This window comes from Paraburkholderia sp. JHI2823, from assembly GCF_038900695.1.
GTDB lineage: Bacteria > Pseudomonadota > Gammaproteobacteria > Burkholderiales > Burkholderiaceae > Paraburkholderia > Paraburkholderia mimosarum.
Window position 1 is genome coordinate 1 of sequence record NZ_JAYMRY010000033.1, and the last position, 14936, is coordinate 14936.

Annotated in this window: 12 protein-coding genes and 1 pseudogene; 2 read left to right on the forward strand and 11 right to left on the reverse strand. The window is 60.9% G+C overall.

Going from position 1 to position 14936, the window contains the following annotated elements:
- Window positions 1-802: 802 nt before the first annotated feature.
- Both VSR34_RS27905 and VSR34_RS27910 read right to left on the reverse strand, forming a co-directional pair.
- Window positions 803-1510, reverse strand: a complete 708-nt coding sequence (locus VSR34_RS27905) for a pirin family protein (RefSeq protein WP_342964139.1) — start codon at window positions 1508-1510, stop codon at window positions 803-805.
- Between the two features lie 82 nt (window positions 1511-1592).
- Window positions 1593-2357: an SDR family oxidoreductase gene (locus VSR34_RS27910; protein WP_028215136.1), complete on the reverse strand. Its 765-nt coding sequence runs from the start codon at window positions 2355-2357 to the stop codon at window positions 1593-1595.
- A gap of 141 nt (window positions 2358-2498) precedes the next feature.
- Between VSR34_RS27910 and VSR34_RS27915 the strand changes: the two genes are divergently transcribed.
- Window positions 2499-3416: a LysR family transcriptional regulator gene (locus VSR34_RS27915; RefSeq protein ID WP_342964105.1), complete on the forward strand. Its 918-nt coding sequence runs from the start codon at window positions 2499-2501 to the stop codon at window positions 3414-3416.
- 8 nt (window positions 3417-3424) lie between these two features.
- A complete protein-coding gene (locus VSR34_RS27920) occupies window positions 3425-3832 on the forward strand; it encodes a nuclear transport factor 2 family protein (RefSeq protein WP_042292506.1) in 408 nt (135 codons plus the stop codon).
- Between the two features lie 411 nt (window positions 3833-4243).
- On the opposite strand, the gene VSR34_RS27925 is transcribed toward VSR34_RS27920, so the two are convergent.
- The 9 genes and pseudogenes from VSR34_RS27925 to VSR34_RS27965 form a co-directional block, all read right to left on the reverse strand.
- Window positions 4244-4519 carry a hypothetical protein gene (locus VSR34_RS27925; RefSeq protein ID WP_081716261.1) on the reverse strand — a complete coding sequence of 92 codons (276 nt, stop codon included), beginning with the start codon at window positions 4517-4519 and terminating at the stop codon, window positions 4244-4246.
- 293 nt (window positions 4520-4812) lie between these two features.
- Window positions 4813-7026, reverse strand: coding sequence for a transglycosylase domain-containing protein (locus VSR34_RS27930; protein ID WP_342964106.1), 2214 nt, complete (start codon window positions 7024-7026; stop codon window positions 4813-4815).
- Window positions 7027-7264: 238 nt separating this feature from the next.
- Window positions 7265-8431 (reverse strand): DUF4382 domain-containing protein, encoded by a 1167-nt coding sequence (locus VSR34_RS27935; protein WP_342964107.1) that lies wholly within the window; start codon window positions 8429-8431, stop codon window positions 7265-7267.
- A gap of 1000 nt (window positions 8432-9431) precedes the next feature.
- Window positions 9432-9791 carry a hypothetical protein gene (locus VSR34_RS27940; protein ID WP_028215140.1) on the reverse strand — a complete coding sequence of 120 codons (360 nt, stop codon included), beginning with the start codon at window positions 9789-9791 and terminating at the stop codon, window positions 9432-9434.
- 515 nt (window positions 9792-10306) lie between these two features.
- Window positions 10307-10507, reverse strand: a complete 201-nt coding sequence (locus VSR34_RS27945) for a hypothetical protein (protein ID WP_342964108.1) — start codon at window positions 10505-10507, stop codon at window positions 10307-10309.
- Between the two features lie 231 nt (window positions 10508-10738).
- Entirely contained in the window at window positions 10739-11083 is a 345-nt protein-coding gene (locus tag VSR34_RS27950) for a hypothetical protein (protein ID WP_342964109.1), read from the reverse strand.
- A 374-nt stretch (window positions 11084-11457) separates the two neighbouring features.
- Window positions 11458-12582 carry a cupin domain-containing protein gene (locus VSR34_RS27955; protein ID WP_342964110.1) on the reverse strand — a complete coding sequence of 375 codons (1125 nt, stop codon included), beginning with the start codon at window positions 12580-12582 and terminating at the stop codon, window positions 11458-11460.
- A gap of 86 nt (window positions 12583-12668) precedes the next feature.
- Window positions 12669-13672: pseudogene (ltaE, locus tag VSR34_RS27960) on the reverse strand (low-specificity L-threonine aldolase).
- Between the two features lie 92 nt (window positions 13673-13764).
- Window positions 13765-14934 carry an aminotransferase class V-fold PLP-dependent enzyme gene (locus VSR34_RS27965; RefSeq protein ID WP_342964111.1) on the reverse strand — a complete coding sequence of 390 codons (1170 nt, stop codon included), beginning with the start codon at window positions 14932-14934 and terminating at the stop codon, window positions 13765-13767.
- Between the last annotated feature and the right edge of the window lie 2 nt (window positions 14935-14936).

Below are 14936 nucleotides of genomic sequence, written 5' to 3' on the forward strand. Positions count from 1 at the left end.
ATGTCCGGTTCGATGAGCGGGGTGTGGAAACGGGGTTAAGGCGAGGTTACTCGGGCACCGCCAGACGAAAGGGGCGGCAACAGACAAACCGAACCTACCGCTACCGCGCCACATCTCGACTCTACCGAAAATACAAGGACGGCATCCGAGACACCGGTCACTCGCGACCCGGGAACTCGATAATGTCAGGAAAGCGATCTATCCACGCTCGACCTTCGCCGATACTCGAACGACGGGAATGGATGAAATGACCTCATAGGGCGTCCGGCAGGTTTCGGAGCGAATCAGTCCTTTGAATATGCACCCCTGGGTGCATATGGGGCGCCGGGTACCTATGTCTACCAGTCCTATCCACCGCCAGTCGTGCATGGGCCACCGGTGGTCGGCGGCTATGGTCAGTGCCAGGGCGGTGGTTGCCACAAGGGTTGGGAACACCACCACTGGCACAACGGTGGGTGACGTAGGACCGCTTGACGCCGCGCTCATCAAATCCCACTCACTACATGCGCTAGCGGTGCTGGCCGACGGTCGACTCGCATAACGCAAAGATAGCCAAACTGCATCGCTGGGCGGTGGGTGGCGTCTCTTCATGCGTTGCAGTTCAATGAAGGCGCGGAAGGGAACGCCTCGGTTCGGTGCGAAAGCGAATGGGTCATATCGACCCGTTGCAGACATCCGGCCACGCGGGATCAACGTCGGCTTCTTATCGCAAAACAGCCATTTAAAGCTACCGAACCGAGTCTTGCGGAAAACGCGGAAACCAGGGGGAATGTCGTCGCTCGAGCCCAACGGCACAATATCTCTACCGCAAAAGCTCGACTATCACGACATCGGTGTCGTCTCGCGCAACCAACGTAAGCTGCGCTTCATCGCTGACGACGACGCCATCGCGCGGCGCGAGCCGGACGGGTCCCACGTCAACCCGACCATGATCGGCAACCAGATATGCCAAACCTGGCGTCGACAACATGTGATGCACCATCGTGCCTTCGCGTAGCGTGGCGATGCGCACGCGCACGTCGGCATTAACGGGAAGCGCCCCCGCACGCACGTCTTCTGGATCGCCACTCGCCAGCGTGACGAAGCGACCTTCGCGACAACCGCGCGAACAGATACGCGCCGCCCAACGTGACGTGCCACCCTGCGTGCGCGGATGCAGCCAGATCTGGAATAGCCGCGCTGGCACATTTTCCTGGTTGCGCTCGGTATGATGGATCGCGGCGCCCGCACTGATCGTCTGCACGGAATCGGCGACGAGCCGCGCGCGATTGCCCGCGTCGTCTTCATACGTGATCGCACCCGAACGCACCCACGTCACGATCTCCACGCCGCGGTGAGCATGCAGGTCGAAGCCCGAGTGCGGCGCGAATGCATCGTCGTTCCACACATAGAGCGCGCCGAGCGGCGCATGGTCGGCGCGTCCGCATTCGCCGAGGCGAAAATGCAGTCGCGTATCGAGCCAGTCGCGCCTGACTGCGCCAAGCGAAAGGTAAGGACGATGTTCGAACATGACGTGCATCCGCTCAAGAGGCGCGTACGCGTCGGGCGTGGATGCGATCGGCGAAGACCGCATCCACGCGCCCGGCCTGCGCTTAGATCTGCTGCTGCCCGCCATCGACGAACAGCTCGATGCCGTTCACGAAGCTCGCGTCGTCAGAGGCCAGGAACAGCGCCGCGCTCGCGATCTCGCCGGGCTCGCCGAGGCGCCCCATCGGGATCTGGGCAGCCAGGTAATCGGCAAGACCCTGGCGTTGGGCGGCATCGTCACCGGCGAGGTCGAGCAAGCCGGGCGTGCGCGTCGCGCCCGGGCTGATTGTATTCACGCGGACGCGGCGATCCTTCAGATCGAGAATCCAGCTGCGTACGAAGGCGCGCACCGCGGCTTTCGAAGCCGAATACACGCTGAATGCAGCCGTGCCCGCGCTGCCTGCCGTTGAACCGGTAAGAATCACCGACGCCCCCTCGGCGAGCAGCGGCAACGCTTTTTGCACCGTGAATAGCACGCCCTTCACATTGCGATCGAAGGTGTCGTCGTAGTGTTCTTCCGTGATGCTGCCAAGCGGCAGCATCGAACCGCCGCCGGCGTTCGCGAACAGCACGTCGAGATGCCCCTGTTCTTCCTTGATCTGCGCATACAGCGCGTCGAGCTCACCCAGCTTTGTGGAATCGACACGTACCCCCGTCGCGTTGCCGCCTGCTTCGCGGATGCCGTTCACTGCGGCATCGAGTTCGGCCTGACGGCGGCCGGTGAGGTAGACGTGCGCGCCTTCTGCCGCGAAACGCTGTGCGGTGGCGAGGCCGATGCCGCTGGTTGCGCCGGTAACGAGTGCAATCTTGTTGTCGAGCTTGCGTGCCATGGTGCTTCTCCTTTCGTTCGGTAAGTGGATGACCGCGTTCGGTGTTGCGTGCTGCGATGTGAGGAGAATATCGACGCCCAAGCCTTTTCGAAATAGAATTGATTGAAATCCATCGTTGCAAAAATGAAAAGATGAGGGGAAATGGCGAAGCTGCCTGATTTCGAAGGACTTGCTATGTTCGTGAAGGTCGCCGAGGAAGGATCGTTCGCGGCCGCGGCGCGCGCGATGGGCGTGTCGGTGGCGACGGTCTCGCGCGGCGTCGCCCGTCTCGAAGACCGGCTGGGCGCGCGGCTCTTCAACCGCACGTCGCGCCAGCTCTCGCTCACCGAGTTCGGCCGGACGATCTGCGAGAAGGCCGGAGAGATCTACCGTCAGGCCGAAGAAGCAGAAAGCGCCGCGCGCGAGATGTCGGTGCAGCCGCGCGGACTGGTGCGCCTGGCTGTACCGATGTCGTTCGGACTGCGCTGGGTCGCGCCGCTGCTGCCCGCGTTCTTTCGCGCGTACCCGGAGGTGTCGATCGACCTGCATCTTTCGGATGCGTCAGTCGATCTGGTTGCCGATGGGTTTGACGCCGCACTGCGCATTGCCGCGCTGCCTGATTCGTCACTGGTGGCACGACGCCTGTGCCCGGTCACACAATTCGTGGTGGCGTCGCCGGCGTACCTGAAGCGCGAAGGGCGGCCCGCGCATCCGCGCGAACTGGCGGACCGGCCATGCCTTTCATACGCGTATCGCGCGCGCAGCGATTTGTGGCGCTTCACGAACGCTGCGGGCGAGGAGGAGCCGGTCAAGCCGACCGGCCCGTTGCGCGTGACGAATTCCGATGCGCTGCTGCCCACGCTGCTCGACGGCCTCGCAATTGCCGAGTTGCCCGAATTCATCGCCGGCGAATATCTTGCCGATGGCCGCCTCGAAGCGATCCTCACCGACTGGTCGTTGACAAAGGGCGGTCTTTACTTCGTCACGCCATCGGCGCGCGCACGTCCTGCGAAGGTGGCGGCGCTGTGCGATTATTTTGCGGAGCATCTCTCGGAGCCGTCATGGCGATGGCCGAAGTAACGCGGTAGCTGGATTCTCGGCGATTACCCGACGCACGAGCGTCTCGTGCACGACCTCGCGACCCGCGTGCCGCTGCCGCGCTCTTTGCCAGCGACGGCGTGCTGGAACTGCCTTATCTGAAGTCGCTCGGTATCGACGGGCGCGCGGAGGGACCCGAATCGATCGAGGGCTTCATTGCTTCGCTGCTCGTGAAAGTACCGGATTTCGCGTTCAGGAACGTGCGCTTTCTGATCGAAACACCCGAGCAGGTGTTCGCGGAATATGAAGTTGAAGCGCTCGTGCCGTCAACGGGGAAGATCTATCGCCAGATGTACGCCGGACGGCTCGTGGCACGCGACGGCAAGATCTCGCTGCTGCGTGAAGCGCTGGATACGGTGGCGGCGGCGGATGCGTTCGCCGTGACGCGCACCGCTTGATTGTATGCCCGCCCAGCGAATTGCCGGGACCGGGCGCTGTCGTCCAGATGACGGCTGCTTGTCAAATTCGACCTGGATTCTGTTCGTTCATTTTTTGGCAGCGAGCACGCAAAAAGCTTCCGCTTCTACGGCCCGACGGAAGGCCACTTTGACCGAAGCTATCCATTACCCGATTTTGAGGAGGTCAGTCGTTGATATCAGTGACCGCTTTGAGAGGGCGGATTCAACCGACGCGTCAACGGGAGAGGTCAACGGTACCTTATGGCCGGATCCCGCCTCATGTCGGACTTCCGCGCGATATCACGTGGTCATTCAAGACCCGTATAGCGGCCATTCAAATCGCATGCTTTTCAAGAAACGGCCGCAGAATGGACTTGCGTCATGACTCCCGGCGGCGGCTCGCGGTGCTGGTCAGCATTCGCCCTTTTTCGCGTGCCCCGGCGGACAGTGACCGTGCCCGTGATGGTGGCGATGCTCCTCCCATTCGTCGCGGCCCCAGTAGCGCTGTCCGTCCCAGTAACGGTCCCCTTGCCATCCGGGCGACACTACGACCACCGGTGCCGGTGCGACCACGACGGGCGGTGGTACGCCAATATTGATGCCAACCCCGACGTCGGTGGCATTCGCAAGTGCTGACGCACCGATTCCAATACCCGCTAGCGCCGCGGCAATGAAGAGATGTTTCATCTTTCCCCCGAAAGAGCAGCTGGCTGCTGGTCGGCCACCTCACACGTGGCCGTCGTTGTTCAATCTCACACAGTGTGCGACCTTGTCACGTCCGCTTCAACGCGAACTTGTAACGGCTTGCGCTAGCGATTGCCAGCGACGCAGCGCAGGAGGGCATTATCGGAAAACTCGCCATGCACCCGCGCGCGATAGCTGTTGCCCCCGTGAATCGGTTATAGCGCTCCATCATATTACGGAACCCGTAACCGCCAGTTACAAAGTTGTCGCGAACGAGCGCATCGTCCGCGACGACATCAGAATGGCCAGAAGAGAAAGTGGCGATGACGTCGCGCGCGAACCGTTCGAGGGGGGCGCGTTTCGGGTCCGAGCTGAGCACCAGGATCGATGACTCGCGCGCGCAGCGCCATATCGTAGAAGGCACCCACCATCGGCAACGCGCTGTGCGCCCCCTCACCCCAATAGTCGTTACCGAGCGTCACACGCGCATCATCGAAACCCACCCACGCGCCAGCGACCAGTTGCGGATGCATCAGGATGAACCAGCTATCGGTGTTGTCCTGCGTCGTGCCCGTCTTGCCGGCAACGTCGGCGCGAATCCCGAAGCGGCGTCGGATGTCAGAACCGGTGCCCCTGTTCACGACGTCGCGCATCACGTCGACGAGCGTCTGCGCTGCGCTGGCTGGTAGCGCCGGTTCTGGCGATGCACTCGGGAATTCTGCGAGCACCTTGCCGTCGTGATTCTCGATACGCGTGACCATGCGCGGTGCGATATAGGCGCCACGGTTTGTAATCGTGCAATACGCCGCGACCATTTCTTTCAGCGTAACCGGGCTCGTGCCTAGCGCGAGCGACGGCACCGCTTCGAGCGGACTTTCGCGCACACCCATCGCGCGCGAGAGACGTGCGACCTTCTCGGGGCCTTCCTTTTGCATAAGCTGAGCGGTAACGCGGTTGCGCGAATACGCGAGTGCGTCGCGCAGCGTCATGGGTCCGCCAGTGGGCGGCTCCGCGTCGGTCGGTCGCCAGATCGCATGTCCGCTCAGGGCAATGGCGACGTTCCGGTCGACGATCGTATCGCCCGGCCGCGCGCCGTCCGTAAAGGCCGCGCCGTAGACGAACGGCTTGAATGTCGAGCCCGGCTGACGCCGCGCCTGCTGCACGTGATCGAACGGCTCGTCTCCGAAGTCGCGACTGCCGACCCATGCCTTGATATCTCCGTTGCGTGGATCGATGGCGACAAAGCCCGCCTGGATCTGGGCTTTGCTCCGGCACAGCGCACGGACGAAGGTGGCGTCCGTGGCGAGCTTCCTGAGCGCGACCTCATCCGACTGGCCAGCGTCGCGTGCGGCGCGATAGTCGGGCGTCTGCCGGATGAACGTCTGAAACAGGTCGTTGTCCGGTGAGCAGCCCGTGCGTTCGTTCCATGCGTCGTTTGCGATCCATTGCAACTGGTTCGTCTGCCAGTTCATCGCCTGCGTCGCCATTGCCTGCAGACGGGAATCGATCGTCGTGCGCACGACCAGCCCGTCGGCATAGATGTTGTAGCCATTGCGGTCGGCCCACCCCGTCAGCCACTTGCGCAATTGCGCCGCAAAATGCGGCGCCGGGCCCGGTGACACAGTTTGCTGCTCGAAATCGACGTTGAGCGGTTGCCGCTTCAGCCATGCATACGCGGCGGGCTTGAGCTTCCCATACTTGTTCATCTGCCCGAGCACAGTGTTGCGCCGTTGCAATGCACGCTCGGGATTGAGCACCGGGTTATAGGTGCTGTTGGCCTTTAGCATGCCGACGAGCGTAGCGCTTTCGAGAATGTCGAGCTGAGCGGCCGATTTGCCGAAGTAGGTGCGTGCGGCCATTTCCACGCCGTAGGCGTTATACAGGAATGGCACCGTGTTCAGGTACGTCTCGAGAATCTGATCCTTGCTGTACACGGCTTCGATCTTGAACGCCGTGATCGCTTCCTTGAGCTTGCGCGTGAGGGTCGGCGCACGGCCGATTTCGTCGGGATACAGATTGCGCGCGAGTTGCTGCGTGAGCGTCGAGCCACCTTGCCGGTTACCCGAGAACGTGTGCAATGCGGCCGACGCGATACGCTTCCAGTCGATGCCGTGGTGCTCGTAGAAGCGCCGGTCTTCAGTCGCGACCAATGCATCTACCATGTACGGAGAGATCTGCTTGAGCGACACCCATTCGCGATTGACCGGCTTGAATTCCGCGAGCAGTTTGCCGTCGGCGGACACGATCAACGCTGGCAGATCAACGCGGGCTTTGCGGATGTCGCCGGTGCCTGGTGTGAACGGCACAAGCGCGAGCATGTACAGCAGGGATAGCGCCGGCACCGCGCCGAGTGCCAACGCGATGCCGCGTCGCGTCGGGTGGCTCAAGCTGCGCAGTGTGGCAAGGAGGACGAGTCTGGGTTTCGTTCTGATGACAGCGGCCAGCGGTTGGATGCGGGCGAGCCACCTTGTGCACTGTTGACGAAACAAGGACAGATATCGGTGATTCACAGTCGACGCGCAGGCGGAAAAAGCGGGATCGTATCAAAACGAAGATGTGCGTCTGCCGTGAAAACAGGCCGTCGGCCAGCCATTAACAGACGATTACAATTGTTTCGATGTGGACGACGTTCGCAGTTGCGGCCCGGCTTTGCACGAGCCGTTTGTGCAAGATCGGGGTGCCGCCGCTTGCACCGGTCATGCTCCCGACAGAGAAGGGCCCCCCGCCACTCCGTACGTACTGCACTTGTCAGAAGCTGAAGTTCACGTTGGCCTGGCTTCCGCCCGTAATGTTGACGGCGGTCGATTGCGTGGCGCCTGAGGCCGCATCGGCTTCGATCGTGTATTGGCCTGCCGGCGCCGCCGGGGTCAGGGCGACGGGCAGCGTGCCGTTATAGGCGCCAACCACCGGTGCCGCGACGGGCAGGCTTGTCGTATAGTTGCCCGTATCGAGGTTCGCATTCGCCGATGCGATCTCATACGTGCCCGTCGACGTGGTCTGAAGCGCACGCATGCTGGCATCCGCCGACGCCGTCGCCGTGCCGCTCACCGTATTCATCGTCGAGACGGGAAGCGTAATGGGTTGGCCGGCCGTCGATACGCGGGTCGTAGCGCCAACTACGACAGGCACTGACTTGATGATCCCCGTCGTCTCGTTGGGTTGCACGATCACGATATCGTAGTTGCCGTTCGTCGAGCTCTGGACCAGCGTCGAGAACACAAAGTGGCCCGTGCTGTCCGCCACCGTGCCGCTCACCACCTTGCCATTCTGCTCGGCATACACGGTAGCGCCGGCTTCAGCCGCCGCGACATAGCCGTCAATCAAGCCGGTGACGGTCGTGGGCGTGGCGGTGATCACGGGCTTCAGCGCGTACGAGCCATTGCCCTTCTGGACGACCGACTTGCAGGCGTTGAAGTCGAGCACGAGATCGACCGTCGAGTTCGCGGCCACGTCAAAGGGACGAATGATCTTGAGACCGCTTTGGGTCGCGCTCGGCGTCGCGAGCGGCTGTTCGTTGGTCGTTCCCGACACGACGACCGAATTGGCCACCGTGTTACCCTGGTTTTGGGCGAGTACAAGCCTCACCTGCTGATACTGGCCGGCGGGAAGCGTGGCCTGGCCGAGCGCAGCCATCGTTCCGTTCGTGAGCGAAAGGAGATCGACCTTCTGCGGGGTAGCGAGCGTGATGTTGGTCCATCCGCTGTCGTTGTCACCTGCGCTCGAGCTCGCGTTAATGCGCACCTGGCTCACCGTTACGTAGACGTGGTCGAAGCCGCAGGAGGGCGCATCAGCCATCTGGACGTTCACGGTGCCGGTCGGGGTGCCTCCGTTATTGCTCCCCCCTCCACCGCCGCAGGCCGCGAGTGCAGCGGAGGCGAAAATGGCGGTTGTGAGTGTTTTTCGCATCCCGTTCATCTCAATACCTGATGGTTTGTCTGTGGTGCGCGGAGCTTACATTCGGCGGACTGCAAACCTTATCGTGACTTTGCAACAATCCGTAACTTCTTTTGCTCGTCGCGTTTGTGACCTTTGTCTGGTGGACTCAGGAATGACCGTTATCAACGGAGAGTCAGCCGCCCGAATGTCCGGGTCATGGCTTGATCTAACGGCTCTTCCTGGCCGAGAGCACCAGTTCGACGAGTCCCCGCAGACCGAACGTTGATATCGTCGAAGGCAGCTTTCGGGCTATTGCCGTGAATGAGTAGAGTCGGCCGAGGGGTGGCCGTCCAGGACGAGTGAGCACGTCGTACCGACCGCCCCTGTCCTGCATATCAGATAGCCGAGTGTGTAATAACGCAATTCAGGCGAAATTCGCTGCACGGGGTGCTCCCGGCGACGATTGCAGCGGACGGGCCTAAAGCGTTGGTCTTTTGCTTCCTTGATCACACAAAACAAGGGTACGGAACCGATCTACGCAGCCGCTTGCGCCGGGCGCGCGCGGGCGTTACGCAAATTTGACGCCGTATTCGTAGACGGATACAACCGGCGCGTCCTGAAAGGTTGTGTGCGCAACTTGATGAGGCTGCCGATCGGACAGCCGCCGGCATTCACGCATTCAACGGGACGCTTCCATGTCTTCCGGTATGCACTGGGTGCCGCCGAAGCTGGTCCTATCCGGGCGCGATTTTCTATCCGACGCTCTAGTTTCCGCAGAGTGATCGCACGCGCAGTCGCGCGCCTCGTTGCTGCCGCGTGGCGGCGGCGCATATTAGCCTTTTCGCCAGACATTCTAAATGCCTCGCTGCCACGGAAGAGATCACGCGATCCTGGCTGCGTGCGCATCCTCGGGTGACGGGGCGCGTTCAGGCGAGCGCGCTGCTGATTAACCACATCGCACTTGCCACAGTGAGAACCTCGGTTCTGCAACCGCAACGCTGGAGAATAACCGGTTCTTGACGTTCGACTTTCCCGCACATCAATGGCCGCTCTCATCAAGAGCGCTGTAGTTTGAAGCCAGGTACCCTGGCGCTTCCGACAGGTGCGCTGTCGCGCTCAATCCCATTTCAACGACAGAGGCGAGATCGGCAGTCTGGAGGGCAGCAGTGTCAGCGCCCGCAATCGGACGTTTCTGCATGGCCCGCCTTAGGATGAGAGTCTCATGCTGATAAAAGAGTTCGAGTTGCCCTGCATCCGATGCATGGGGAGGCAAGCCGAAAGCCTCCTCAAGCGCCCGGCGCGGGATATGGAAACGTTGAAGTCCGCGAACCGCGCGAACCTGGAACACGACCCCATCGCTGTTGTGAGGGATTGCTGCCCAAACCAGCGCGCTGCCCATGACATACCCCATTTGGTTGCAAAGCCGATTGGAAGCTAGTCCCCCTATGATGGCGCTCAAAAAAACATTTCAAAAATGCGACCGGCTCTCTTTGACGTTTTCACCACACGAGGTTAGTGACCTTTGACTGTCACGACGCCTATCGCGTGGAGAGATGGCCGACCAGCGCCCACCGCCGAGCGCGACAATGGTCTGGGGGGTGCATGCGATGCAAAAGGCATAAGTCGACGGCGGATGGCGCATTCAACCAAATCGTTTGACGTTTATCGGGCTTCTATCCGCGTCGTTTGAGGTGGATCCCCACGTCCTTTCATATCCATCCTGGCAAGAATGACATGACGGTCGCCGACTGGTACTACCGGGATCTTCTGCGCTCATGCCGCTTCTGCTCGATCTAGAAGCACTCGGGCCCCTTGACATCTTCCAGGTTGATGCCGCCTGGTGTCGGCACGAGCACGGCGATGGCCGCGATTCGTTGATCAATTCTGAATGTTGTCCGTTGCGTGCCGAGACAATCAGCCCGGCGTCAACTTGACGCTCGTTACCCACGTCATGCTGCCCAGCCGATCCACTATGGCCCACAGCACCGCCAACGGAATACAGCCAAACGAAATGGTGAAATCGGCAAAGTCTCGAGTCTGTGCAGTCGAGATCTTCACGCTCCTGATCTCGCCAGCGATCGGCAGGAGCACCTGCCAGAGAGCTGCAATCCGCATGTTGTCAATCTCGGCGCGGGCTTTATGACGCCATCACAGGGGTCCGAAAGTGTCTCTTCATGGCCCGCACTGCGTCGCCCCCGGCCCACGTCTCATGCAATAGGGCATAACCGACCCACAAGGGACACTCACTCTTGCGGAAAGCGGACACACAGATGTTTTCGGCGCACCTCGATCGCCACCAGTTTCGATCTGTTCAGTCCGCTGACGCGAAACGCAAGCGCAACGTGGCTATCGGTGCATGTAGCGTCGCACATCGAATAAACGCCAGCCCCGAACAAAGACAAAAATGAGCACTAGCGCTGTGGGGATGACGAAAGGGTATGCAGGAAAATGATAGTGACCGGCCGAGTCAACCTCCGGCAGCACGCCATGCATTGGGGCGGCGACGCCATACCATATGGCTATCCGAAAAGCATCCAGCAAAGACAGCCACGGATGGCGAATGGCCCATGGGAAATCGCGAAACAACATCCAAGCTGCGGCGGCCATTCCACACAGCGGATATGAAATTATTATCGCGGCGGCAATCTTGGTAATGCACCACCAGGTGTGTTTTGAGTTACGGCTGCTCATGCAAAACCATCCGATCTCGGCGGAAGTATATCGAGCGAATACTATCCGGACCGATGGGCTGCTTATGTGCGGCGCCGAACAAGCTTTCATGCAACAGGACGACACAGATTGGCCGATACTATGAATGTCCGAAAGTGGCCGACCAGAGCCCGACGACCGAGTGCAAGGATGATCGCCCGCATGCGTTCGATGCAAAAGGCGTGACCGACCCGAAGCAGCCACTGTGGGTCGCGAGAGGCGAATGACAACTTCTGGAGTTCTTCGGACTTTCGTTTGATTGCAACTCGCATGCAATTTTTCGTGCGACGGAATCCTGAGGGGCCACATTAAATTGTTGCTTGTCTCGGCACATGACCCCCGGGTGGAACAGGATTTCAATCAACGATCAGAAACTTGTCCGGCAGCGTAATTTCGAGCAGTTGGAGATCCTCCGAATAGCGTTCGAATGCATACCGTGAGTTTCCGGGAATCGTTATGCTTCCATCCGATGCGAGCGCATATCGGTCACCCTCCACGACTACATCGACCGTACCCGACAGGACGAAGAAGAAGCACAGTTCGGTGTTGTGCGCCTGAGTCCGGCTACTGGCCTCTCCGGCAGGCCGCACAACGCGAACTCCAGCGATGCCTTGGGTGGCCTCACCAATGTCGGTATTTGACGACTCAAATCCATCAATGCGCCACGGCCCCCACTTTGCCGTCTTCGCCACGTGACGCACGAAGTGCTGGCCGTTGAAGTCCCGGACAGGATGTGTGGCCGGGGTCGGCAGCACCATTTCGTGGTCGACGATGGTGACGTGCTCAGCCGGACTACTGAGTTCGACTACTTCCGCACCGGCCGAGCTTGCAAGCACGCGATGGCGAATTGTCGGCGGCTGCAATACGCAGTCTCCGGCATGCAGTTCAAACGGCTCGCCTTGCCCCTCATAGACGACCCGCACCCAGCCTTTTCGGCAGAAGATCGTCTGGAACCGAACCTTGTGAAAGTGCGTGTAGTCGGGAACGGGTCCCCCATCCAGTATGCGAATGTGCGACGCGATAAATGCGCCGCCGTGCCGCGCAGGGAGAAGATCGCGATAGCGAAGTCCAGCCCGCCCGACATTCCAATGCGTATCTTGATCCGAGTGCGACACCGCGAGCGCCTGGCGTGTCTCCGGTTGACGGATTGGCGGATCGGCCGCCTCCAGGCGGATACGCACCCCGTTGGGCGCAACGATTTCCCGCGTGCCGGACGACAGTTGGTAGGGATCGTCGCAAAGCACACGCAATTCCTGAACTCCGTTGGGCAGACCTACTCCCAGCCGAAGAGACAAACCATGCCCTGAGAGCATCGCCGTTGAAGGGTTGTCGGCGGGAAAGATAGCGTCGATCCGAAGCCCAAGTGTGCTCTTGAGAAACTCAAGCGTCGGGTTCAGTTCGTCGCACGACATCAGAACCTGACAGCCACGAATGCCGGAAACTGGCTGCCGGGTGGACGAAGAATCGTTAGGGTCGTACATACAATGCTCCGGGATCGCAGCCCCGGCGATGATCTCACACCGAGGCCGTGTGTATTGATGATGTGGTTGATTAAAGAAGGTTGAAATCAGTGAGAGAAATATTGCTTTACCGCCGTAATGAATGTGTCGATGTCAGCGCGTGAAACGTCCATATGTGTAACGCAACGCGCCCCATACTGCATGTTCGTGAGAATGCCGCGCTCCTTGAGCCACGCGCCAAGCGGCGCACAAAGCTCCTTCGGAAACTGCGCGAATACCATGTTGGTAGCCTGATACCCGACCTTCACCTGCTCTATCTGCGCAAGCCCTGCGGCGAGATGCGCCGCATTGTCGTGATCTTCGGTGAGTCGTTCGATGCTGTGATCGAGCGCGTAGAGACACGCTGCCGCCAGCACGCCCGACTGCCGCATACCCCCCGCCCAGCACCTTGCGCCAGCGGCGCGCTACATCGATCAACGCCTTGCTGCCAACGAGCACCGAACCCACCGGGGCTCCGAGCCCCTTCGAAAAGCAGATCGACACCGTGTCGAACGGCACGCACAGCGCGTCAAGCGATTGCTTCGACGCGGCGGCGGCATTGCAGACACGTGCGCCGTCGAGGTGTGTCGATAGCCCGCGTGCGCGCGCGAGTTGGGTAGCTTCGGTGACGAACCTGCTGACAATACCTTGCCGCCGGTTGTGTTTTCCAGCGCTAACAGGCGGGTGTGCGCGTCGTGGATGTCGATCGGTTTAATGGCAGTTGCGATCTTGTCGAGCGGGAGTGACCCGTCGGCTGCATTTTTGATTGGCTGCGGCTGGATGCTGCCCAGCACGGCTGCGCCCCCTCCCTCGTCCCGACGGATGTGCGCCGCCTGGCCAACGATGTATTCGTCGCCGCGCCCGCAATGTGCCATCAGTGCGGTGAGATGGCTCTGCGTGCCACCCGGGAGAACAGCCCTGCCGCCTTGCCTGTGCGTTCGGCGACGGACGCCTGAAGGCGAAGCACCGTCGGGTCATCGCCCCAGACATCGTCGCCGACTTGTGCGGCTGTCATGGCGGCAAGCATATTCTTACTCGGACGGGTCACGGTATCGCTACGCAGATCGATCATGTGTCCTACCTCGAAAAATGTTGACGGCGCGCCTTGCGACAACCGGCTCGTGTGAACGGGCACGATGATGTTGGTAGCGTTTGCGCCTGCGCTTACTTCGTCTGTAGCCCCTGTGCTAGTCGCTGCAGTCCGCTTTCGTCGGTGCAATATCCGGGCGAAATCCGGAGCGTATTGCCGCGGCTATCCACGAATACGCCGTTCTGCTTCAGCCGCGTGACGACGGCCGATATCACCTCGTTATCGGGCGCAGCAAGCATGACACTACCGCCGCGGGACTCATCTTCCCGCGGGGAAAGCACGTGCCATCCAAACCGGTCGGCCAAGGCGATGATTTGCCGCGACATCGCGAGATTATGTTCACGCAATGCGCCGGGAGGCTGCGACTGAAGCCAGTTCAGGCCGGGCAGGGACGCGATGTAGGGCAGCACCGACGGCGTGCCGGTATCGAAGCGGCGTGCATCGGATGCGAACTGAAAGCACGTCAGGTCCCAGCTGAACGGATCTTCCTGGCTAAACCACCCGCGTACGGCAGGTTCGAGGGCTTCCATTCGCCACTTTGGCGCAACGTAGGCAAGGCCCGCGCCGGGCGCGCCACACATCCATTTGAGCGTCGAACCGCACACGAAATCGCACTGAAGAGTCCGCACGTCGAACGGCAAGATACCTGCCCCTTGTGTGATATCTACCGCGACGATGCTGTCGTACTGCGACGCGTGAGCCAGCAGGCGCTTCATGTCAGCTCGCTTCGACGTCAACGACGAGACCCACGTGACAAGCGCTAGCGCAACGTCGTCGCCCCAGGCATCGAGGTAGTCGTCGTCGCTGACGTAAGAGGCGCCTGCGCGAATCGGCACGGTGCGCAGCGTGAAGCCGTACCGTTTCGACAGCCCTTCGAGCAGGAAGTACAGGCTGGGAAAGCAGTCGGCGGCCACCAGCACAGTGCGTTCGCGCAAACGGGTCTCGCCGATCGCGTCGAGAAACCGCGCGAATGCCTCGGTAACGTTTTGCGCCGCAAATACACGCTCTGGTGACGCCCTAATCAGGTTCGCCCAGCCGTCGAGCAACGTCCGCCGCGATTGAAGCGCCCGATCCCATCGGTCGTCGTCCGCCGCATACCAGTAACCGGAAAAATCCGAAAGCGCTTCGCTAACAGCCTCTTGCTGTCGAGGAAAGACGCCGACGGAGTGGTACATGAACCAGCCGGAATGTGCGTGGGACTGCGCAGCGGCCTGCGCGTGCAGAGAAGAAGTCGGATTGATCATGA